Below are 22,978 nucleotides of genomic sequence, written 5' to 3'. Positions count from 1 at the left end.
AGCGCGACCCGTCGCCCCGATCGGAAACGGGGCGACGGGAAACCACGTCAGGCCTGCGCGAGGATCTCCTCGTCGGTCATGGCCGCGACCTCCAGATACAGCTTGGCGACCTCGTCCAGCCGGTCCGGCGTGCCCGCCTCGGCCTCCTTGGCGAGCAAGCGCTCGGCGAGACCCGCCACTGTCCGGCCGACCAGGATGTCCGCGACCAGCGCGTGCTCCGCGTCGAGCCATTCGCGGACCCGCGCGATCGCCGTCGTCGCGAGCACCGAGTCGCCGCCGAGCCCGAAGAAGTCGTCGTGCACGCCGAGGCGGGGCACGCCGAGCACCTCGGCGACGATCGCCGCCAGCGCCGACTCCAGCGGCGTGCGCGGCGCGAGGTCCGCGGTGTCCTGCGCGGAGGGCTCGAGCAGCGCGACGACAGCACGACGGTCGAGCTTGCCGTTGTCGGTGAGCGGCATGTCGTCCAGTAGTTCGATGCGGGTCGGAATCATGTAGCTGGGCAACAGATCCGAGATCGCGCCGACCAGATCCACTGTGCTGCCGGGGAATCCGGCGACGGCCGCGACCAGCTTCGGCGCCCCCTTTCCGACCACCGCCGCGACCGCGTGCCGGACACCCGGCGCGGTGCGCAGCGCGCTCTCCACCTCGCCGAGTTCCACGCGGTAGCCGCGGATCTGCACCTGGTGGTCGGCGCGGCCGAGGAATTCGATCGTGCCGTCGGGCCAGTAGCGGGCCATGTCGCCGGTGCGGTACCAACGGATGTCGTCGTGTGTCACGAACCGTTCGGCGGTGCGCTCCGGGTCGTTGCGGTAACCCGCCGCGACATTCGCGCCGCCGACCCAGAATTCGCCGGGCACCCAGTCCGGGCAGTCGCGTCCCGCCGAATTCACCACGCGGCAGCGCACATTGCGCAGCGGGACGCCGAACGGCACCGTCGTCCAGTGCGCGGGCGGATCGCTGACCTCGCAGATGGTGTTGTGGATGGACGTCTCGGTCGCGCCACCCAGTCCGGAGAAGCGGCAGCCGGGCACCTGCGCGGCGAGCCTGCGCGCGAGATCGGCGCCGACCCAGTCGCCGCCGAGGGTCACCGCGCGCAGCGAGTCGCCGAGCTCGTCGCCGCCGATCTCCAGGATCATGTCGAGCATGCTCGGCACGCAGTTGAGGATGGTCACCCGGAAGTGCCGCAGCAGCTCCACCCAGGTGGTCGCCTCCTCGCGCTGCCTCGGGTTCAGCGCGACGACGGAGCCGCCCACCGAGAACATGCCGAAGATGTCGTAGACCGAGGCGTCGAACTCGAGCGCGGAGAGGCCGAGTACCCGGTCACCCGGACCGACGTCGAACCAGTCGTTCACCGCGTCGATGGTGTTCATCGGGCCGCTGTGCGGCAGGTCGACGCCCTTGGGCGTACCCGTCGAACCTGAGGTGAACAGCACGTAGGCGATGGCGGAGGTATCCGGGATCACGGGCGCGGCAAGCGGATTCGGGTGCTGCCTGGCCTGCGAGATCGGTACGCAGGCGATCTCGGGACGACCCATGTCCGCACCGTCGACGGTGAGCGCGGCCACCACCTCGCCGGTGCGCAGGATTTCCGCGCGCCTGCCCACCGGCTGGTCGAAGCCGATCGGCACGTAGGTCGCGCCCGAGGCGAGCACGCCGAGCACCGCGAGGATCTGATCCGGGCCCTTCGGCAACTGCACCGCGACCGTATCGCCTTGCCGCACACCCTGATCCCGCAGCGCACCGGCCACGGCCAGCGCCTGCGCGGCCAGTTCGCCGTAGCTCCACCCGCCGTCGACGCCGTCGGTCTGCCACAGCACCGCTGGCGCGTCGGGCGTCGCGGCGGCGTGCTGGAAGAACCCCTCGTGCAGCGCGCGGCCGGTCACCGGTCCGTCGGTGGCGTTCACCTGCGCGCGCACGGTGGCCTGCGCGAGCGGAAGACGCACCGCCGCTTCGGCGTTCCATCCCGCTTCGCCCGCGCCGAGCCGGGTGATGGCGTCGGTGTAGCTGGTGAACATCGCCTCGATCACGCCGTCGGGGAAGGCGGATTCGCGCACGTCCCAGTTCAGCAGCAGACCGCCGCGCACCTCGGTGACCTGCGCGTCCAACAGCACCTGCGGGCCCTGCGAGATGATCCAGACCGGCTCGCCGAAAGTCTCGGTCACCGAATCGGCGAACAGTTCGCCGAGATTGAGCGCGCTGGTGTAGACGATCGGCGCGAGCACCGGCTCGCCGCGGTGGCGGCCAAGGTCGCGCAGCACCTCGAGGCCGGAATAGGCGGTATGCGCGCCGCTTTCGTGCATCGAACGCTGCAACGCCCGCGCCCGATCGGCGACCGTCATGTTCGCGCTGACGTCCACCTCGAGCATGATCGACGACGTGAAATCGCCGATGACGCGGTCGATGTCGGGATGCACCGGCTCGCGGTGGAACAGCGGCACATTCAACAGGAATCGGCTCTGCGCGGACCAACCGCCGATGGTCTCGGCGAACACCGCCGCCAGCGCCATGGCCGGGGTGATGCCGCGCGCGTGCGCGGCGTCGAGCAGCCGCTGCTTGGCCTCCGGCTCGAGCCAGTGGTTGTAGCGGACGGTCCGATGCGGGTCGACGCGCTCGCTGACCGGAATGGTCGGCAGCTCGGGCGAACCGGGCAGGCGCGGCAGCCGTTCCTGCCACCACTGCTTGTCGCGCTCCCGCGCGGCCGCGTCGATCTGGCGTTCGGTGCGGTATCGGCGGTAGCTGTAGGTCTCGGCGGGCAGCGACCCGCCGTGATAGAGCTCGGCCAGGTCGGAGATCAGGACGCGGTAGCTCATGGCGTCGCCGGCGAGCATGTCGACGTCGAGGTGCAGGCGGGTGCGGTCGGCGGGCAGCAGGCTGAGCGTCACGTCGAGCACCTGCCCGGCCTCGATATCGAGGCGCTGATGGGTCTTGCTGTCCCGCAGGCGTTCCAGCTCGGCTTCCGCCGCTTCGGCGGACTCCCCGCGCAGGTCGACGACGGAGAACACCGGGCGACCCGGCGCGGGCATGGTCTGCTGGGTTCCGTCCGGCAGCACCCTGGTGCGCAGCATCGGGTGCGCGGCGACCAAGGCCGCGACGGCGCGCTCGAGCCGCTCGGGATCGACCGCGGAGCCATCGAATTCGACGTACAAGTGCGCGGCGACGCCGCCGAGGTCCTGTTCGTCGGAGCGGCCGATCCAGTAGGCGTGCTGCATGGTCGCCAGCGGGAAGGGCTCGGATTCGTCGGTGGCGGTGGCGGATTCGACCGGCGCGGCTTGCGACTCGTCAGGTGCGCCTTCGGTTTCAGCACCCGCACCGAGCAGCCGGGACCATTCCGCGACGGTCGGCGTCGCGGCCAGCTGGGCGAAGTTGACGTCCGCACCGCGCTTGCGCCAGCCACCGGCCAGCTTCATGGTCCGGATGGAATCCAGGCCCAGCTGGATCAGATCGTCCTCGTCGGCGATCGCGTCGATATCGATGCCGAGTTGCCCGGCGATCGCGGCGCGGATCTCGTCCCGGCCGATCACCGCGTGCGCGGCGTTCCCCGCTCCGTCCCCCGGTCGCTGTGCTGGCTGCATGTGCCGCTGTACTCCTTGGTCGCCGCCGCATCCGGCGGATCGAGACTGCTCGGCGCAAGCGTATCGCACTGAGATAGGGTTGCCTAACCTACATAAAGAGACCCTAATTACTAGGTCCGAGAATCACCCGTCCCGACTTTGTGAGGCAGCCCGTGACCACCACATCCAGCACCCACCGAGAGGGCTACGTCCCGTTCCCCGCCGACGCGGCCGAGAACTACCGCGCCGCAGGCTACTGGACCGGTCGCGCGCTCGGCGATCTGCTGCGCGAGACCGCGCGTCGGGAGCCGGACCGCACCGCGCTGATCACCGACGCGGGCGCGCGCAGCTACGCGGAGGTGGACGCCGAAGCCGATCGGATGGCGCACGGCCTGCTCGCGCTCGGCATCGCGCCGGGCGACCGCGTCGTCGTGCAGCTGCCCAACGTGCCCGAGTTCATGACGGTGCTTTTCGGTCTGCTGCGCGCGGGCATCATCCCGGTGCTGACGCTGCCCGCGCACCGCAGGGCCGAGATCGAGCATCTCGCGGCGCTTTCCGAGGCAGTGGGATACGTCATCGTCGACAAGCACGGCGATTTCGACTACCGGGAACTGGCCGCGACGGTGCAGGAGTCCGTGGCGAGCCTGCGCCATGTCCTCGTACTCGGCGAGCCCGGTGCGTTCACCGATCTGAATTCGGTGCCCCGCGAGGGTGACTCACTACCGGAGGTCGACCCGAGCGACATCGCGCTGATGCTGGTCTCCGGCGGCACCACCGGCCTGCCGAAGCTGATCGCCCGCACGCACGACGATTACGCCTACAACGCCACCGCGAGCGCCGCGGTGTGCGAGCTCACCGCCGACGACGTCTACCTGGCGACACTGCCCGCCGCGCACAACTTCCCGCTGGCCTGCCCAGGCATCCTCGGCACCGTGAGCGTCGGCGGCGCGGTCGCGTTCGTCACCGATCCCAGCCCCGAGAACGCCTTCGCCGCCATCGAGAAGCACCGGGTCACGGTCACCGCCGTGGTGCCGCCGCTGGCCCAGTTGTGGTGCGCGGCAACCGAATGGGAGGACGCCGACCTCGCCTCGCTGCGCCTGCTGCAGGTCGGCGGCGCGCGTCTGGCCGAGGTGAACGCCGTCGAGGTCACCCCCGCGCTCGGCGCCACCTTGCAGCAGGTGTTCGGCATGGCAGAGGGTCTGCTCAACTACACCCGGCTCGACGATCCCGCCGAGCTGCTGCACACCACGCAGGGCAGGCCGCTCTCCCCCGCCGACGAGGTGCGGGTGGTCGACGGTGAAGGCAACGACGTCGCACCGGGCGAGGAGGGCGAGCTGCTCACCAAGGGCCCCTACACGATTCGCGGTTACTACCGCGCGCCCGAGCACAACGCCCGTGCCTTCACCCCCGACGGCTACTACCGCAGCGGTGACCTGGTCCGCCGCCTGCCGTCCGGCCACCTGGTGGTATCCGGCCGGATCAAGGACGTGATCAACCGCGGCGGCGAGAACATCTCCTGCGACGAGCTCGAAGAGCATCTGCTCGCCCATCCGGCCGTCCGGCACGCCGCCGCCGTCGGACTGCCGGACGCGGCGCTCGGCGAGAAGGTCTGCGCGGTGCTGGTCGTCGACGGCGCGATGCCGACCTTGGCCGAGATCAAGACCTTCCTGACCGATCGCGGCCTCGCCACCTACAAGTTGCCCGATGTGCTGCGGCAGGCGGACAAATTGCCGATCACCGCGGTCGGCAAGATCGACAAGAAGGCGCTGCGGGCGCGGTAATTCGGCCGCACGGCTCGACATGCCTGTTGTCGGCTCCTCTGTGCCCCAGTGCCGTCCACAAAAGGTTGGACACGCAACCCGACCAAAGGTCACCATCAGTCGGCCCACCACGATGAAGGCCACCTTCAGTCGGTACACCGGGCGCACAGGCCGATCAACGACGACGGGTCGCCCACCGAATGGTGGACGACCCGTTCGTCTCGGCGCACATCGGCGTGCGCTCGGCTTGCCGTGTGCGCTACGCCTTGACCACGTACGGCGCTACGCTGCCGAGCTTTTCGCAGGTCTCCTCGAATTCCCGCTCGGGGCGCGACTGTCCGACGATGCCCGCGCCCGCGCGCAGCCACGCGCCCTCGGTCGTCTGGTAAACCGCGCGCAGCACCAGCGTGGCCTCCATCGCGCCGGTCGGCGAGATCGTCACCACCGCACCGGAGTACAGCCCGCGCGGCGCACCGTCCAGGCGGAAGACCGAGTCGACGCCCTCGCGCTTGGGGATGCCGGACGCCGTGACCGAGGGGAAGAGCACCTCGAGCGCGTCCCAGCTGGAGCGGTCGGCGGCCAGCCTGCCGCGCACGGTGGAGGCCAGGTGCTGCACGCTGCCGCGCTCGCGCACCGCCATGAAGTCGGACACCACGGGCGTACCGGGATCGGCGACCGCGCTGATCTCGGCGAACGAGGTCTGCACCGAAATGGCGTGCTCCACGATCTCTTTCGGGTCGCTGACCAGGTCGGCGCGGGCCGCCATGTCGATGTCCTCGCCGAGCCCGAAGGCGCGGGTGCCCGCAAGCGGCTCGGTGGTGACCACCCGCTCGTCGTCGACGGAGGCGACCAGCTCGGGGCTGAAGCCCGCGGCTTCGAGACCGCCCAGCCGCAGCAGGAAAGAGCGGGCGGGCGTGTTGTTCGCCCGGCCGAGCCGGTAGGTGGCAGGCACGTCGACCGCGAACGGCAGCTCGACCTTCCTGGACAGGATGACCTTCTGGTAACGGCCGGAACGGATTTCCTCGACCGCCTCCGCGACCCGCTCGCGGTAGCCGGTCGGGTCCACCCGGATGTCGGCCGGGTGCGGCGTCGGCAGCTCGCTGCCCTGCGCTTCGGCGATGAGATCGTGGATGTCACCGGTCTCACTCGGCGTCGCGCCCGAGACGCGGATACCAGATTCGTCCACGCGCACTTCGATGCGCGGAATCATCAGGTGCGCCAAGGGCGTCCGCTCGTCCAGGTGCGCGGTCGCGTCCAACGCCCACGCGCAGAACTCGAACCCGATCCAGCCGTAGGCGCGGCGGCCGTCCAGCGGCAGCAGGCCGAGTGCCTCGTCCAGAGCCCGCGCGGGCGTGCCCGTCCAGCTCGTGGTGGTGGTCTTTCCCTCCCAGGTGACGCGCAGTTCGCGCACGTCGAGTTCGATGCTGCCGATCGGATCGGCCGCGAACACCCACTCCCCCGGACGTTCGTACATCACGTACTCGCCGAATCGATCCGCCGCCGCCAGCCGTGACATCGCTGCCGCCGGATCGGTCACATACTCAACGCGCAAGCGCTCGTCCGTGGTCGACAACGATCCTCCAAAGGTTACCCTGACCTAACTCAAGGAGGTAAGGTTAGCATTACCTGCGCAGCGCGAAAGTGTGCTCGCGGCCACACGATCTCTGAATTGGGCAAATGCCCAGGGCGACACCGGTTATCCGGCCGCAACGACCGTCGAACGCCCCGCCGCCTGCTCCCCGCAACCGCCACTTCCCGCTCGCCGCGCCCGCGTTCGAGGGCCGCCCACCGTCCGCGTTCACCGCACCGGAATCGAACTCGCCGCGCGGAGTGCCTGCGCACAGCGGCGCGGCAGGCTTGAATGAAGGAAGCGTCACCTGCGGAGGGAAGAACATCGATGATCGAGCACCGCGGCGGCTCGCCGACGAAGTCAGCTACCGCGCCCCATTCGGTGGTGGCACTGGTGGACGCCACCTCCGGTGTCGAGCGCCAACTGGTCGGCGCCTGGCTCGGCGACGGCGGCATCGCCAAGGAGATCGGCACCGACGCGCCGATCACCCAGCTCGACCTGGACGCGGGCGCGATCGCGGACCGGCTGATCGGTCGCCGCGACGACCCGCTTGTCGTGCCGATCCGGGTGCTGTGGCTGCCGCCCGAGCGCGACGGCGTCCGCCGGATGACCTTCGCCGATCTCGCGATGCTGACCAATCCCCGCAAACCGCACTGGATGGCCCAGCGCAAGCTGGTGCGCAAATCGCCGGACCGGCACGTCATCCTGACCGGGCAACCCGCGTTGCTGAGCGAGTTGCGCGCCAACAACCCCGAGGCCTCCGCGCTGCACGCGGCGGGTACGGCCGAGCCGTTCGCCCGCGCCATCCTGCGCGCCGCGGTGGTCGCGCTGGAACGCGCGGAGCGTTCCATCATCGGCGACAGATACAAGGTGCCCCGGCTGGTGGCCGAGGAGATCCTCGACTCCCCCGACTTCCTGCGCAGGCTGGAACTGATCGCCGACCAGATCGGCGCGGATCCGCAGGAGGTGTACCGCCGCGCGGAGAAAGCGCTCAACGAACTGGTCGCCGCGCAGAGCCGGACGGTCTCGGATCTGTTCACCCAGGCCATGCGCCCGGTGCACGCCTCGACATGGAAGGTCGACACCGAGGAGTCCGGCCTCGCCGCGCTGCGCGCGCTCAATCGCCGCTATCCGCTGGTCTTCCTGCCCTCGCACCGTTCCTACGTCGACGCGTTCGTGCTCGGTGACGTGCTGGCCCGCAACGACTTCCCGCCCAACCACGTGATCGGCGGCGCCAATCTGCGGTTCTGGCCGCTCGGCCCGATCGCGCGGCGCACCGGCACGGTGTTCATCCGGCGCAGCTTCGGCGACGACGAGGTCTACAAGGCGGTGGTCGAGGAGTACTTCGCCTACCTGGTCGCCAAACGCTTCAACCTGGAGTGGTACTTCGAGGGCGGGCGCACCCGCACCGGCAAACTGCGCCCGCCGCGCTACGGCCTGCTCAACTTCCTCGCCGCCGCGGTGCGCGCCGACCGCGTCGACGACGTGATGCTCGTTCCGGTCTCGATCACCTACGAGCGACTCAACGAACTCGGCGCCATCGCCACCGAACAGGCGGGCGGGACAAAGAAACCGGAGGGACTGACCTGGCTGGCGCGCTACATCCGCAGCCAGCAGCATTCGGCGGGCCGCGTCTACGTCCGCTTCGGCGCGCCGCTCTCGGCCCGCGACCGGCTGGCCGCGCACGGCGACCCGCTCACCCCGCCGCGCGTCTCGATTCCCTTGCACCACACCGAGTCGGTCGCCGAGCCGATCGCCGACACCGATCCGGAGACGCTGGAGCGGGAGCGAAAGGCCGTGCAGCGCCTGGCCTTCGAGATCGCCGTCGGGATCAACGCGGTCACGCCGATCACCGTCAACTCGCTGGTCACCCTGGCCCTGCTCGGCGTCGACGAGCGGGCGCTGACCCTCGGCGAGGTGTGCGCCCTGCTCGCGCCGGTACTCGGCTACATCGAGAAGCGCGACCTGCCGAGCGGTGAACTCGACGCGTTGCGCGAGGAAACCAGTCTGGCCGTTGTGCTGGAACAGCTTTCGCTGGCCAAGGTGGTGACCGTCTATCGCGGTGGTCTGGAGCCGGTGTACTCGATCGAGAGCGGCGCGCACCTGGAGGCCGCGTTCTACCGCAACAGCGCCGTGCACTGGTTCGTGAACCGGGCGATCCTGGAATTGTCGATCCTCGCCGCGGTGGATTCCGGTGCGCCCGACCAGCTTCGGACCGGATGGGACGAGGCGTTCCGGCTGCGCGATCTGCTGAAGTTCGAGTTCTTCTTCCCGGACCGCGCGGAATTCACCACGCAGATCACCGCCGAGATGCTGCTCGTCGATCCGGAGTGGAACGGACGCAGCCGCAAGGACACCCTCGGCTCCGACATCCTCGGGAAGCTCACCGCCTCCGGGTTCATGATGGCCCACCGCGTGCTGCGCTCGTTCTTCGACGCGCAGCTCGTCGTCGCCGAGCGGCTGGCCGCGCGCGATCCCGGCGCCGCGATCGACCGCAAGGAATTCCTCGACGAATGCGTGTCGGTCGGCAGGCAGATGCTGCTCCAGCAGCGCCTGCACAGCCCGGAATCGGTGTCCACCGAGCTGTTCGGCAGCGCGCTGAAACTGGCCGACAACCACGGACTGCTGCGGCCGGTCTCCAGCACCTCGGCCAAGGACCGCACCGAATTGATCGCGCGTCGTACCGAATTCGCCGATCGCCTGCGTGGCATCGGGGCGCGTATCGCGCAGGCCGCTGCCCTCGACCCGTCCAATATTCCGGGGCTGGGGACCCGATGAGCCAGGCCGCAGCCCCGCGCCCGGCCGCCGAAGATCGAGGCGGACCCGGGGATTCGCCCGCCGATCTCCGCGCGATGTTGTCCGCCATCCGATCCGGGCCGCAGGGCCCCGAGATCGCCGCGGTGTTCGACTTCGGCGGCACCGTCGTGGACGGGTTCCCCCGCGCGCCGCTGTATCGCAGGGCGTTCGGCGGCGGCGCGCGTGGTCTGTCCGCGACGCTGCTCGGCAGCATCCGCAACGGACTCACCGACGGCGAGTACAGCCGCTTCCTCCAGCAGGCCGCCCAGGCGCTGGCCGGGCGGACCGAGGACGAGCTCGACGACCTCGGCGTCCAGCTTTTCCGCCGCGCCGTCTACGGCCATCTGTATCCCGAAGCGTGGCAATTGATCCGGACCCACGAGGCGGCCGGGCACACCGTTGTCCTGACCAGTTCGCTGACCAGGTTCCAGGTCGCGCCCGCCGCCACCGCGCTCGGCGTCCAGCACGTGCTGTGCACCGAGATGGCCACCAGCGACGGCGTGCTCACCGGCTACACCGCGGGAAAGACCCTGTGGCGACACGGCAAAGCCGACGCCGTGCGCACGTTCGCCTCGGCCAACGGCATCGATCTGAGCCGCAGCTACGCCTACGCCGACGGCGTCGCCGACCTACCGCTGCTCGCGCTCGTCGGCCACCCGGTCGCGGTCAACCCCGAACGCAAGCTCGGCGCGATGGCGTCCGACAACGCTTGGCCGTCGCTGGCCTTCCGGCCGCGCAGGGCGCCGCGGCCGCTGGACTACCTGCGTACGATCGCCGGTTTCGCCGCACTGCTCGGCGGCGCGGTGTTCGGTGTGCTCGCCAAGTCGTATACCGGACAGCGCAGGAAGATGGCCGACTCGCTGATGGCGTACGGCACCGGCGCGACGCTGCGCGCGCTGGGCGTGCGTGTGCGGGTGACCGGCGCCGAGCACGCGCGAGCGCCGCGCCCCGCAGTGTTCCTGTTCAACCACCAGAGCCAGTTCGACGTGATCATCGTGCCGAAGGTGCTCGGCGGCGGTGTCACCGGCATCGGCAAGAAGGAGCTGACCCGCAATCCGCTGTTCGGGCCGCTGATGCGCTTCGTCGGCGTGACTTTCATCGACAGGTCGGACACCCATCGCGCCAAGGCGGCGCTGGCGCCCGTGGTCGAGACGCTGCGCGGCGGGCTGTCGATCGCCGTCTCGCCCGAGGGAACCCGTTCGTACACACCGGAAGTCGGCCCGTTCAAGAAGGGCGCCTTCCACATCGCGCACCAGGCGGGCGTCCCGGTGATCCCGGTGGTGATCCGCAATGCGGGCGAGATCTCCTGGCGCAACTCGATGATCGCGCGGCGCGGGACGGTCGACGTCGCGATCCTGCCGCCCATCGATGTGCGCGACTGGGACCCGGTGTCGATGAACGAGCAGGTCGAAGCGGTGCGCCGACTGTTTCTCGCGACGCTGCTCGACTGGCCGGAGTGAGATGGAACACGCTGCGCCCCAGAACGATTGACCTCAACAAATCTTGAGGTTTCACGATAGGTCTCACAACGAATCCACAGCTTCAGGAGACCTGAACCATGTCCGTCGCACCCGCCACCACCGCACCCACCATCCAGATCCCCGCCGTCAACCGCCCGGTCGCCGTCCTCGGCGCGGTCGCGGCGGCCGTGCTGGTCAACCTCGTCGTCTGGCTGATCGGCGCCGCCGCGGGCGGCTCCTTCGTCATGGACGACGGCACCACCACCCAGGACGTCGCGCCCGGCGGTGTCATCGTCATGTCGGCCGTCCCGCTGCTGATCGGGCTGACCGCGGCCGCGCTGCTGTCCTACCGCTGGGTGGGCGTGCTGCGGGTCGCCTCGGTGGTCGGCTCGGTGCTGACCCTCGCCACCATCGCGGGCACCGTCGCGGCAACCTTCGACACCGCGTCCACCGTGGCGCTGTCGATCATGCACGTGCTGCTCGTGCCGGTCATCGTCGTCAGCATGGAGGGCCTGCGCAAGCACCTGATCGAGCGCTGAGCCCGGCCGGGTGAGCCCCGAACAGACCAGAGCCCCGCCTCCGTCGTCCGGATGCGGGGCTCTGCGTTGTCGTAAGTCAGACCGAGCGGCCGAACAGCAGCTTCCACGGCATCAGCGCCGACTCCAGCTGCACCTTCAGGCTCATCTTCGAGGCGCCGAGTGTGCGCTCCTCGAACCGGATCGGCACCTCGGCGATCGCGATGCCGCGCTTGACCGTCCGGTAGTTCATCTCGACCTGGAACGAGTAGCCGTTGCTGCGGATCGAGGCCACGTCGATGGCGCGCAGCGTGTCGGCCTTCCATGCCTTGAAGCCCGCGGTGGCGTCCTTGACGCCGAGGCGCAGGATCAGGTTCACGTAGAAGTTCGCCCAAGCCGAGAGCGCCTTGCGGTACCACTTCCACTCCTCGGCGGTGGAACCGCCTGGCACGTACCGCGAGCCGAGCACCACGCCCGCTTCGGTGTCGCGCAGCTTCTCCAGCATGGCCGGAATCACCTCGACCGGGTGCGAGAGATCGGCGTCCATCTGGATCACCACGTCGGCGCCTTCGTCCAGCGCCCGGGTGATGCCGGCGACGTAAGCGCGGCCGAGGCCGTCCTTCTCGGTGCGGTGCAGCACGCCGACCACGTTCGGCAGCTCGGCGGCCAGCTTGTCGGCGACCTCGCCGGTGCCGTCCGGCGAGTTGTCGTCGACGACGAGGATGTGCAGGTCGGGCACCGGAAGCGCCGTCAGCCGCTCCACCGCCACCGGCAGATTCTCCCGCTCGTTGTAGGTCGGCACAACAACGGTAACCCTCAAGGGTCGCCCTCCCTGCTCACCTGGTCCGGCCCGCAGCCCACGCCGGACCGCCGAGCACTCGTTCGATTCTGAGAAACCGTACTCGATCGACCTGATGGACACCTGAGCGGCCGCACGCGGCGTCGAGGGCATGACCTGCCGTCGTCCGGACCAAGATCAAGTCGCGGACCTGCGGCGACGGTCGCGCCGCCGCGTGTCGCACTGCTCGGGCGAGCGAAATCCGTTGTCGCGCAGGAAGGGTGTCAGTCGCCGTCGCGCCAGGATCGGTCGCGCGCGTCCTCGCGCTCGTTGCGCGCCCGGACGATCTCCAGCGCGCGTTCGGCCGTGGCCTGGTCGGGATACGGGCCCATCCGGTCCCGGAACCAGCACTGGCGTCCCTTCTCGGCACGCTGGTGCTTCAAGCAGTAGTACCACCGTTCAGCCATGCCCCCAGCATCCCACCTCGCCGACCACCCGGCCCGTGTTTCCGGAACCGGATGAGCAGCGAGCTACCGGGCGAACGCCCATGAAACGAAGAATCCCCCCGCCGCAACCGGCGAGGGGATTGTGGTGGCCAGGGCCGGGATCGAACCGGCGACCTTCCGCTTTTCAGGCGGACGCTCGTACCAACTGAGCTACCTGGCCGCAGGCACCCGTTCCGAATGCCATACGCTAAACGCCGGATTTCTCCGGCGCTTGTTTGCGACCCTGACGGGACTCGAACCCGCGACCTCCGCCGTGACAGGGCGGCGCGCTAACCAACTGCGCCACAGGGCCTTGCTGTGCTACCAACGATCCGAAGACCGTACCCCCTACGGGATTCGAACCCGCGCTACCGCCTTGAAAGGGCGGCGTCCTAGGCCGCTAGACGAAGGGGGCTCGTCCCGGATTTCTCCGGACCGGCTTTCAACGGCTGTCCGTTGGGAGCTCGCATAGCTTATGACAGTCTCGCCGAGTTTCCCAAATCGGCTGGTCAGAGGCCCAGACCGAGCTCTTCCAGCCGTGCGGACGCGCGCCACCCGTCGACACGGAACTTGGCGCCCCACTCCGGGGTGGACATCGCATCGATCACGACCTCGAGCACCTCCTGGAAGCGCGAGCGCAGATCGGTCGCGCCGCCAAGCAGGTCGAGCAGATAGCGCTGCCCCGCGAGACCGGCCGCCAGCGTCCGGGTGAACCGGTCCGGGTCGGCGTCGGCGCGCAGCTGCCCGTGCTCGATGGCGCGCACGGCCAGCACCCTGGTCGCGCGGCCGAGGATTCGACCGCCGCCGGTGTGCACGTCGCGATAGAAGTCCGGCTCGATGATCAAGCGGTACTCCGCCTGCACGATGATGTCGTGCTCGAGCCGCAGCGCCATCTCGTCGATCATCCCGTGCAAGGTGTCCAGCGGGCCGAGATCCGTTCTGGCGAGCCAGCGTTCGGCCGAGGACCGATACCGCTCGACCGCCGTCTCCAGAACCGCGCGGGCCAGATCTTCCTTGGAATCGAAATGGAAGTACATCGCCCCCTTGGTCGCGCGCGATCCCTCCAATATGCGGTTGAGCGATGCAGCGGCATAGCCGCTCTTCCCGAACTCAACGGCGGCGGACCTGATAATCGCCGCACGTGTCCGGCGGGCCCGCTCTTGCTGCCGTGCCATGCTCGAAACGCCTCCGAAGCCTACTCGCCGCCAATCGGTGCCCCCCATAGGAACGAACCCTTGGCGCGAAGTTATGAGTTTTATCAATACTTCAAACCGGGTTTTCGCCCAGTTTCAAACTTTCGGTACGAAAACTTGCGAAAAACCTGAAACACACCAGCTGGTATAGTTTGCGTGCCCGGGTGCGCCGCAGGGGGTGCGCACCCGGGCAAACATCGTCTCGGATCAGCCTCCTGCGGCATCGACTCCTTGTTCGCCACGATCGGCCATACCGGTCGCGACACGTTCGGGCACAACAACGATAAGCCGAATTCCAGTTCGCCGGGTGTGGCGGCGATTCTTCCGGAATTCACCAAGGCGTCACCGTACCCGGAAACGCGTTGCGACACGCGGCAAACCGAAGAGTCAGATAGCCGCCGGACTCCGATATCTGTTACAGCAAACATCACGCAATCAGAATCGGATGTCGCCGGGATTACCGAATTCGGCAGCGTCGCAGCGCCGTTCACCCGACCCGACCGGCAGGCTCGGCGCCCGTCCGCCGTCCGCGCGACCATCGCCCGCGCCGTCCGCGCGCTCCCCCGAGCTTCGGTCTCCCACCCTCTGCAAATCCAAAGTCCCTGGAAGCCAACATGATTGGATGATATCCAGTTCTTCACGGAATGAACAAAGCTGGGTGCCAAATGTTTACCGGCAGCATCGCCGCACCCGCCTCCCGCGTTACCGCACCCGCCCGCGCCCCCTCGCGCCGCGCCGCCCACACCCGGTCGGCCACCGGCCCCCCACCCCCGCCCGGGTTGGGCGATACGGACACCGCGCACTACACTTTCCCTTCGCGCCCCTATAGCTCAGTTGGTAGAGCTACGGACTTTTAATCCGCAGGTCGTAGGTTCGAGCCCTACTGGGGGCACACCGCCGCAGGCGCCCGGATCCGTCCGGGCGCCTGCGGCGTTTCCGGGGCCGGTCGCTTGCGGGAGCCGCTTGCGAGAAGGTTCTCGTCGCGGCCGATCAATTCCACGCTCACCCCGTCGTGGCTGGTGGTCGCGGTCACAGCGGCCGCGGCCGCGCGGTTGAAGTTTTGGTAAACCCCGCTGAAAACTTTTCCTCGACGCCCGAGGCATGGCGAAGGCGCCGCGCCGCGGACGGGCGCTTCGGCGCGACGGCGCCGGAGCCGGCGCCCGAGCAGATCGGTTGCGGCACAGCGTCCCGCGGTCGCATAGCGCCTGCGCGGGCGGCGGCGCAAGAGGACAGTGTCACCCGGCGCTAACGCCAGAGGCCTCGCGACGATAGACCAGACGCTGCGGGCCGACGTGTCTTCTGTCACCGGACGCCAGGCTCGACGCGGCTTACACTCGGGGGGTGCGCGGAGCGTCGACGACGACGTATGAAGTGCATCACCGGGCGCCGATAGTCGGCTGGATGCGTTTCGCATCACACCTACGGTGCCGTAAGGTATGGCCGCATCAGCACGGTCTACCCGGGGGGACGACCTGCAAGCGTGCACGCACTCAATGAAGGGCTATTACATGGCAAGGGATCTGACTCAACTCGAGCTGCTCACGGAGTTGGAGCCGGTTGCCGAACAAAACGTCAACCGGCACCTCTCCCTGGCAAAGGAATGGCATCCGCACGACTACGTCCCGTGGGACGAGGGCCGCAATTTCGCGGCACTCGGCGGTGTCGACTGGGACCCGGAGCAGTCTCGATTGAGCGAGGTCGCCAAGGCGGCCATGATCACGAACCTGCTGACCGAGGACAACCTCCCCTCCTACCACCGTGAGATCGCCGAGAACTTCTCGCAGGACGGCGCGTGGGGCACCTGGGTGGGGCGCTGGACCGCCGAGGAGAACCGGCACGGCATCGTCATGCGTGACTACCTGGTGGTCACCCGCGGCGTGGACCCGGTCGCCCTCGAAGAGGCCCGCATGGTCCACATGACCAACGGCTTCGCCTCCCCCACCGAAGCCGACGCGGGCTTCCTGCACTCGGTGGCGTACGTGACCTTCCAGGAACTCGCCACCCGCGTCTCGCACCGCAACACCGGCAAGGTCTGTGACGACCCGATCGCCGACCGCATGCTGCAGCGCGTCGCCGCCGACGAGAACCTGCACATGATCTTCTACCGCAACATGTGCGGTGCGGCCCTCGACCTGGCGCCCGACCAGACGCTCGAGGCCATCACGCTGATCCTGGAGAACTTCCAGATGCCCGGCGCGGGCATGCCCAACTTCCGCCGCAACGGCGTGCTGATGGCCAAGCACGGCATCTACGACTTGCGCCAGCACCTCGAGGACGTCGTGGAGCCCGTGCTGAAGAAGTGGAACATCTTCGAGCGCGACGATTTCACTCCGCGCGGCGAGGCCGTCCGTGAGCGGCTCGGCAACTTCCTGGAGAAGCTGAGCAAGGACGTCGTGAAGTTCGAGGAGCAGCGCGACCGGATGCTGGCCCGCGAAGCCAAGAAGCGCGAACTCGCGGGTGCCGCCGCGATCTGATCGCACCCGTAAAAGCAAGCGCCGCCGCCGGAATGATTCCGGCGGCGGCGCTTGCTTTTGTCCGACCCGTATTCAGTTCAACGGCAATGCGCCGTCGGTGCCGCCGACATCGGTGATCTTCCAGTCGGAGTTCTCGTCCAGCGTGACGTTGTAAGTGACCGTGGTTTGCGCGCCTTCCGGGCTCTGCGCATTCGTGGAACTCACGTTCACGAAGACATTCACCTTGTAGACGCCGTTGTCCTCGGAAACGACCTTCGCGGAAATGGGCGAGGCGGTGGACGTCCACTTCAGCGGAACCAGAATCTGCTCCAGCTTGGGCGCTGTCGCGTCGAATTTGTTCGCCAGCTGCGGGGTGGTGTTGGCCTTCAGCTTGCCGATCCACGCGTTGATGTCCTGATAATTCACCGTCGCCGCGCCGACCGCGTAATCGGTGGCGACCTGTTCGGCGCGGCGATCGTCGGCGGCGCGCTGAGCTTGTTCGTCGAGATCGCTCTTGGCCGACCACCACAGCACGCCGAACAGCACGGTCAGCACGGCGAGAACGGCTACGGCCGCGCCCCACAGCACCGACGACACCGGGATCGAGACAGTGGCGCCGGACTTCGGGGCGGGGGTGGGATCGTCCTTCTTGTCGAGACGCACGTCCGACGTGCTCGCACGCTGTTCCGGGGTGGTGGCCTTGTCTTCGTCGCGAGACGCGCCCGATTCGATGTCCTCGGCAGGCAATGGGTACTCCGATGTCGTATTGATGGTGCGTTGGCGCTATAACCGCTGGTCACAGTGGGCGTCACAGCTGGGTTACCGATATCGCCGCGGGCTGGGCCCGCGAGCGGCCGTCGGGATGACCCCGCGACCCACTGTCCCAGACTAAGCCGTCGAGCGCATTCGGCCGCGAGCGAGGTGCCGCCGAAGTTACCGTGAGGTAGGAGATCGACGAGGGAGGCCGACATGGCTGCGGGCGTGGTTCTTGCGGGCAAGGTCGTGGCGATCACGGGCGGCGCGCGCGGCATCGGTCGGGCCACCGCCGAGGCGTTCCTCGCCGCGAAGGCCGCCGTTGCGATCGGGGACGTCGACGTCGAGCTGGTCGAGAAGACCGCGGCCGAACTCGGCGCCGACCCGGACGCCCGTGTCGTCGGCCTGCCGCTGAACGTCACCGATCGCAAGTCCTTCGCCGCCTTCCTCGACGCGGTGGAGGCCCAGCTCGGGCCGCTCGACGTCTTGGTGAACAACGCCGGGATCATGCCGACCGGACTGTTCGCCGACGAGGACGAGGCGATGACCGAACGGATCATCGACGTCAACCTGCGCGGCGTCATCCACGGCAGCAGGCTGGCCACCGAACGCTTCCTGGCGCGCGGCAGCGGCCACCTGATCAATATCGCCTCGCTCGCCGGGACACAGGGTTTCCCCGGCCTCGCCACCTACTGCGCGACCAAGCACGCGGTGGTCGGCTTCACCTCGGCGCTGCACCTGGAGTTGAAGGAGCACGGAGTGCAGGTGAGCGCGGTGCTGCCCGGCATCGTGCGCACCGAGCTCTCGGCGGGCGCGAACATGCCGAACTGGATCGAGCCGCTCACCACCGTCGATCCGGACCAGGTCGCGGCGGCGATCGTGGACACCGTGCGGCGGGCCCGTCCGCTGGTGACGGTGCCGCGCAGGCTGGCGGCGATCATCAAGTCCACCCAGCTGCTGCCCTACCGCGTGCAGCTCGCCGTGGCCAAGTTCACTGGCGCGACCACGGCGTACTCGCAGCCGGATCAGGCGGTGCGGGAGATCTATCACCGGCGACTGCGCGGGGAGTGAGCACGTGCCGCTCGCTCGGCGCTGACTCGTGGGGCCGCTCGCTCGGCACCGATCGACTGCGCTACTCGATCGGCGCTGATCCGCGGGCCGCTCGCCCCACACCGATCGACTGCGCCACTCGATCGGCGCTGATCCGCGGGCCACTCGCCCCACACCGATCGACTGCGCCACTCGCTCGGCGCTGATCCGCGGGCCACTCGCCCCACACCGATCGATCGATTGCGCCACTCGCTCGGCGCTGATCCGCGGGCCACTCGCCCCACATCGATCGGTTGCGCCACTCGCTCGGCGCCGATGGCACGGCGCGCCCAGTGAATCAGCGCACGTCACGCCACGCTGCCGCCGGGTCGAGCACGCCCTGATGAGACACTGGAACGCGTGACGATGACTACCGAGGCGCCGACCACGCTGCGGATCGGGCCGTATCCGGTCGACCCGCCGGTGGTGCTCGCGCCGATGGCGGGCATCACCAATCTGGCCTTCCGCAAGCTGTGTCGCGAGTTCGGCAGCTCCACCTCCATCTACGTGTGCGAGATGATCACCGCGCGCGCTGTCGTGGAGCGCAACGAGAAGACGCTGCACATGATGTCCTTCGACGAGGACGAGCACCCGCGCTCGATGCAGCTCTACGGCGTCGACCCGGCCACGCTGGGCGAGGCGGTGCGCATCATCGTCGGCGAGGGCTGGGCCGATCACATCGACATGAATCTCGGCTGCCCGGTGCCCAAGGTCACCCGGCTCGGCGGTGGCGCGGCGCTGCCGTACAAGCGGGCGCTGTTCAGCAAGATCGTGCGCGCCATGGTCGCCGCCGCCGAACCGGCGGGCGTGCCGGTGACGGTCAAGTTCCGCATCGGCATCGACGACGAGCACCTCACCTACCTGGACGCGGGCCGCATCGCCGAGGCCGAGGGCGCCAAGGCCGTCGCGCTACACGCGCGCACCGCGGCCCAGCGCTACTCCGGCCAGGCCGATTGGTCGGCCATCGCCCGGCTCAAGGAGGCGGTGACCACCATCCCGGTGCTCGGCAACGGCGACATCTTCTCCGCCGACGACGCGGTGCGCATGATGGCCGAGACCGGCTGCGACGGCGTCGTCGTCGGGCGCGGCTGCCTCGGCAGGCCGTGGCTGTTCGCCGAACTGCAAGCGGCGCTGCGCGGCGAGGCACTGCCGGAGCCGCCGAATCTCGGCCGCGTCGGCGAGGTGCTGCACCGGCACGGCGCGCTGCTGTCCGACCATCTCGGCGAGGAGAAGGCCATGCGCGATCTGCGCAAGCACATGGCCTGGTACCTCATGGGCTTCCCGGTCGGCGCGGATCTGCGCCGCGCCTTCGCCACCGTGTCGAGTCTCACCGAACTCGGCGACCTGATCGGCAAGCTCGACCCGACCGCGCCGTTCCCGAAGGACGCCGAGGGACCGCGCGGGCGGCAGGGTTCGCCAGGCAAGGTCGCGCTGCCGCACGGTTGGCTCGACGATCCCGACGATCCGGCGGTGCCGACGGCTGCCGATGTGATGCACAGCGGAGGCTGATCGGGGGCAGCTCCGCCGCCGCTGACGCGGGCAAACCGACACACGTCGGAATCGTCCGAGTACCAGCTGTTTCGCCACTCGTTTCGCTACCATTCGGTTACCGATCAACAGCGAATTGGGATACGGCTTTGCGGCAATTCGATTTCGCTCCGGGCTGGCCCGCCGTGGCGGAATCGTTATCATTGGCGAAATCGGTCATGCTGGTCGAGCTCGGCGCCGGCGGGCAGCAAAGACGAAAAGCGAGGTTCGTTGGTGGGTGACGATCGGCACGGGCGCACGCCACGGCCCGGAGGTCGCGCCCCGTGGGAGCGCTATCCCACGGCGGAGAACACCGAACGAGATGGCGCACGCACGTCCCGCCGCTCCCGGCACGCCGATGCCGCGGCCGACGCGGGCTCCGCGCCGCTGACGGTCCAGGATCTGGTCGAGAAGGTCGACAACGAGCGCACCGGCCGCAGGCGCCGCGCCGACAACGGTGGCGGCCACCCGAACCGCCGGGCCGAGACCGCGCCGGAGCACCCATCCCACGCCGCCGCACCCCGTCCCGCCGAGTCCCCGCGCCGCGCGCCCGAGAGCCCTGCCCCGCAGCAACGCCGCGCGCCGGAAGGTCCGCAGCGCGGGATGCACCAGGCTCCGCAACACAAGGCGCCGGAAGGGCCTCAGCGCGGGGCGCTCGATGGACCACAGCGCGGCGCGCTCGACGGACCACAGCGCAGTGCGCACGACGGACCACAGCGCAGTGCGCACGACGGACCACAGCGCAGTGCGCACGACGGACCACAGCGCAGTGCGCACGATGGGGCACAGCGCAGTGCGCACGATGGGCATCAGCGCGGCGCGGTCGACGGCGCACAGCGCGGTGCGCCGGCTGGGGCACAGCGGGCCGATGGACCCAAGCGCGCCGCCCCCGAAGGCCCTCAGCGCGCACCGCTCGATGGACCACAGCGCGGCACACCGGCTGGGTCACAGCGCGGCGACGGACCCAAGCGCAGCCCGGATGGTCAGCGCCCCGCCCCGGACGCATCGCTACGCAACGCCGCACAGCCACCCCGCCGCGCTCCCGAAGCCGCGCCCACCCGGTCCGCACCGGCGGGCAGGCCCGACGAGACCACGAAGCGCCGAGCAGCGGCACCGGCGACACCGGCCAGGCAAGCGACACAGCGACGCGCTCCGTCCGCCGTCGTCGACGACATCACCGGCGCCTCACCCTCCGCCCCGCCGCGCCGGGTCGCCGAACCGGCCGAGCCCGAAGAGGTCACGGACATCCTGCCGCCGCTCGACGAGCCGCAGACGCCCGAACCCGCCACGACGAAATGGCCGACGACCGAGTCCGCCGCGACCCCCGCCGCCAAGTCGGCGTCCAAGATCGCGGCGCCGCCCAAGGCCGTCGGCAGCCCCCCGCTGTCCCGCCTCGCCGCCTCGAAGCAGCGGCGCAACCGCCGGATGAAGACCGCGGGCCGGGCGGCCGCCACGCTGGTGGCGGTGCTGGTGCTGCTGATCACCGGCGGCGGCTGGAGCTACGTGCGTTCGACCACCAACAGCTTCACCCAGGTCTCCGCCCTCGACGAGAACTCCGAGGACATCGTCGATTCCAACGCCCAGCTCGGTGACGAGAACTATCTGCTCGTCGGCAGCGACACCCGCGCGGGCGTCAACGGTCAACTGGGCGCGGGCACCCTGGACGACGCCGAGGGATCCCGTGCGGACACCACCATGCTCGTGCACATCCCGAAGGCCCGAAACCGAGTTGTCGTCGTGTCCTTCCCTCGCGACCTGGATGTGACAAGGCCGCAGTGCAAGGGGTGGGACAACGAGAAGGAGCAGTACACCAACGAGACCTTCCCCGCCGCGATCGGCGACAAGCTCAACGCCGTCTACAACCTCGGCGGACCGAAATGCCTCCTCACCACGATCCAGCGACTGACCGGCGCCTCGATCAATCACTTCATCGGCATCGACTTCGCCGGCTTCGAGACCATGGTCGACACGATCGATGGCGTCGAGGTCTGCGCGACCAAACCACTCATCGACGGTGTCCTCGGCACCATCCTGGAGCAGCCGGGCAAACAGCGCATCAACGGCGAGACGGCGCTGAATTACGTGCGCGCCAGGCACGTCTACGGTGAGGAACGCAGCGACTACGACCGCATCAACCGGCAGCAGCGCTTCCTGGCCTCGCTGCTGCGCGGCGCACTGTCCAGCAAGGTCCTCTTCGATCCAGGCAGGCTGAAGAACTTCATCGATGCGTTCAGCAAGCACACGTGGGTGGACGCGGTCGAACCCAACGACCTGCTGATGCTGGGACGTTCGCTGCAGAAGGTCGACGCGGGCGCGGTCACCTTCATCACCGTCCCGACCGCGGGCACCACGGCCTACGGCAACGAAATCCCCCGCGAGTCCGACATCAAGGCCATCTTCAAAGCCATCCGCGACGATCAGCCGTTGCCGGGCGAGAAGCCGACCGCGCACGACGATGCGCCGGCCAGTACCTCCGCGGCGCCGGAGCCGCCCAAGTACGTGGCGGTCGACCCCGGTACCGTCTCGCTGCTGGTGTCCAACGGCTCCGGGTACGACGGTCTCGCCCGCACAGCGGCCACCAAGCTGGACAACCAGGGCTTTTCGATCTACAACGTCACCAACTACGTCAACGGCACCTCGGCGACCACGAAGGTCCGCTACGGCGCCGGCCTCGAGGCCGCGGCGGCTACCGTGGCCACCGCGATCCCCGGCGCGACCATCGAAGCCGCCGACGACTTGGGCGGCATCGTCGAGGTCGTCATCGGAGCCGACTCGGCGAACGGCGTGACCGTCAAGGCACCGACGCCGGTCGGTGATCAGATCACCAATGTCGTGACGAGCGCCTCTACGGATTCGACGCCTACCGCACTGCCCTCGGACCTGGAACACGTCAACGCGGCCGACGAAATCTGCAAGTAGGCGATCCAGCGTAGCGGTGACACCGGTCACTCTCGCCCGCTCCTGAAGCATATCGACAACGTCTGCCGGGGCGTTCGGTGTAGCTGCGCGGACGCCGAGGCACCGGCCATTCACCCTCCGTTGGTGACT

Annotated in this window: 14 protein-coding genes and 4 tRNA genes; 9 read left to right on the top strand and 9 right to left on the bottom strand. The window is 69.0% G+C overall.

The genetic code is table 11. From position 1 onward, the window contains the following. Positions 1 to 47: 47 nt before the first annotated feature. Positions 48 to 3,572 (bottom strand): non-ribosomal peptide synthetase, encoded by a 3,525-nt coding sequence (locus NAM01S_RS27045; RefSeq protein WP_067790472.1) that lies wholly within the window; start codon positions 3,570 to 3,572, stop codon positions 48 to 50. A gap of 152 nt (positions 3,573 to 3,724) precedes the next feature. Here NAM01S_RS27045 and NAM01S_RS27040 point away from each other — a divergent pair, with 152 nt between their 5' ends. Continuing rightward, on the top strand, positions 3,725 to 5,332 hold the full coding sequence (locus NAM01S_RS27040) for a (2,3-dihydroxybenzoyl)adenylate synthase (RefSeq protein WP_067790469.1): 1,608 nt from the start codon (positions 3,725 to 3,727) through the stop codon (positions 5,330 to 5,332). 238 nt (positions 5,333 to 5,570) lie between these two features. Here the strand turns inward: NAM01S_RS27040 and nbtS are convergent, their stop codons facing one another. Further along, positions 5,571 to 6,884, bottom strand: coding sequence for a nocobactin biosynthesis salicylate synthase NbtS (gene nbtS, locus NAM01S_RS27035; RefSeq protein ID WP_067790466.1), 1,314 nt, complete (start codon positions 6,882 to 6,884; stop codon positions 5,571 to 5,573). A gap of 324 nt (positions 6,885 to 7,208) precedes the next feature. Between nbtS and NAM01S_RS27030 the strand changes: the two genes are divergently transcribed. The 3 genes from NAM01S_RS27030 to NAM01S_RS27020 all read left to right on the top strand — a co-directional run bounded on the left by NAM01S_RS27030 (position 7,209) and on the right by NAM01S_RS27020 (position 11,676). Then, a complete protein-coding gene (locus NAM01S_RS27030) occupies positions 7,209 to 9,659 on the top strand; it encodes a glycerol-3-phosphate 1-O-acyltransferase (protein WP_067790463.1) in 2,451 nt (816 codons plus the stop codon). Beyond that, positions 9,656 to 11,137 (top strand): HAD-IB family hydrolase, encoded by a 1,482-nt coding sequence (locus NAM01S_RS27025; protein WP_084483338.1) that lies wholly within the window; start codon positions 9,656 to 9,658, stop codon positions 11,135 to 11,137. Before NAM01S_RS27030 ends, NAM01S_RS27025 begins: the two co-directional genes overlap by 4 nt. Before the next feature lie 98 nt (positions 11,138 to 11,235). After that, entirely contained in the window at positions 11,236 to 11,676 is a 441-nt protein-coding gene (locus NAM01S_RS27020) for a DUF6069 family protein (protein WP_067790460.1), read from the top strand. 76 nt (positions 11,677 to 11,752) lie between these two features. On the opposite strand, the gene NAM01S_RS27015 is transcribed toward NAM01S_RS27020, so the two are convergent. From NAM01S_RS27015 to NAM01S_RS26990, 6 genes are all read right to left on the bottom strand, one after another. Further along, complete coding sequence (locus NAM01S_RS27015) at positions 11,753 to 12,472, bottom strand: polyprenol monophosphomannose synthase (RefSeq protein ID WP_255284338.1); 720 nt, start codon at positions 12,470 to 12,472, stop codon at positions 11,753 to 11,755. A 242-nt stretch (positions 12,473 to 12,714) separates the two neighbouring features. Then, on the bottom strand, positions 12,715 to 12,897 hold the full coding sequence (locus NAM01S_RS27010) for a hypothetical protein (RefSeq protein ID WP_067790454.1): 183 nt from the start codon (positions 12,895 to 12,897) through the stop codon (positions 12,715 to 12,717). A 122-nt stretch (positions 12,898 to 13,019) separates the two neighbouring features. Beyond that, positions 13,020 to 13,096: transfer RNA gene (locus tag NAM01S_RS27005), tRNA-Phe, on the bottom strand. A 58-nt stretch (positions 13,097 to 13,154) separates the two neighbouring features. Next, positions 13,155 to 13,228: transfer RNA gene (locus NAM01S_RS27000), tRNA-Asp, on the bottom strand. A 29-nt stretch (positions 13,229 to 13,257) separates the two neighbouring features. Beyond that, a tRNA-Glu gene (locus tag NAM01S_RS26995) sits at positions 13,258 to 13,330 on the bottom strand. 94 nt (positions 13,331 to 13,424) lie between these two features. Further along, positions 13,425 to 14,090 carry a TetR family transcriptional regulator gene (locus NAM01S_RS26990; RefSeq protein WP_067790451.1) on the bottom strand — a complete coding sequence of 222 codons (666 nt, stop codon included), beginning with the start codon at positions 14,088 to 14,090 and terminating at the stop codon, positions 13,425 to 13,427. Between the two features lie 837 nt (positions 14,091 to 14,927). Here NAM01S_RS26990 and NAM01S_RS26985 point away from each other — a divergent pair. Both NAM01S_RS26985 and NAM01S_RS26980 read left to right on the top strand, forming a co-directional pair. Next, positions 14,928 to 15,000: transfer RNA gene (locus NAM01S_RS26985), tRNA-Lys, on the top strand. A 616-nt stretch (positions 15,001 to 15,616) separates the two neighbouring features. Next, complete coding sequence (locus NAM01S_RS26980; protein WP_067790586.1) at positions 15,617 to 16,582, top strand: acyl-ACP desaturase; 966 nt, start codon at positions 15,617 to 15,619, stop codon at positions 16,580 to 16,582. Between the two features lie 72 nt (positions 16,583 to 16,654). Here the strand turns inward: NAM01S_RS26980 and NAM01S_RS26975 are convergent, their stop codons facing one another. After that, positions 16,655 to 17,308, bottom strand: a complete 654-nt coding sequence (locus tag NAM01S_RS26975; RefSeq protein ID WP_084483337.1) for a hypothetical protein — start codon at positions 17,306 to 17,308, stop codon at positions 16,655 to 16,657. A gap of 234 nt (positions 17,309 to 17,542) precedes the next feature. Between NAM01S_RS26975 and NAM01S_RS26970 the strand changes: the two genes are divergently transcribed. The 3 genes from NAM01S_RS26970 (at position 17,543) to NAM01S_RS26960 (ending at position 22,849) form a co-directional block, all read left to right on the top strand. Beyond that, positions 17,543 to 18,385: an SDR family oxidoreductase gene (locus tag NAM01S_RS26970; protein ID WP_084483348.1), complete on the top strand. Its 843-nt coding sequence runs from the start codon at positions 17,543 to 17,545 to the stop codon at positions 18,383 to 18,385. 384 nt (positions 18,386 to 18,769) lie between these two features. Then, positions 18,770 to 19,912, top strand: a complete 1,143-nt coding sequence (dusB, locus tag NAM01S_RS26965; protein ID WP_067790445.1) for a tRNA dihydrouridine synthase DusB — start codon at positions 18,770 to 18,772, stop codon at positions 19,910 to 19,912. A gap of 252 nt (positions 19,913 to 20,164) precedes the next feature. Beyond that, a complete protein-coding gene (locus NAM01S_RS26960) occupies positions 20,165 to 22,849 on the top strand; it encodes an LCP family protein (RefSeq protein ID WP_253798626.1) in 2,685 nt (894 codons plus the stop codon). Positions 22,850 to 22,978: the final 129 nt, after the last annotated feature.

Origin of the sequence: Nocardia amikacinitolerans NBRC 108937 (assembly GCF_001612615.1) — a bacterium.
Taxonomy (GTDB): Bacteria; Actinomycetota; Actinomycetes; order Mycobacteriales; family Mycobacteriaceae; genus Nocardia; species Nocardia amikacinitolerans.
The sequence above is the reverse complement of the archived record's forward strand: the minus strand, read 5'-3'. Positions and strand labels throughout refer to the sequence as shown.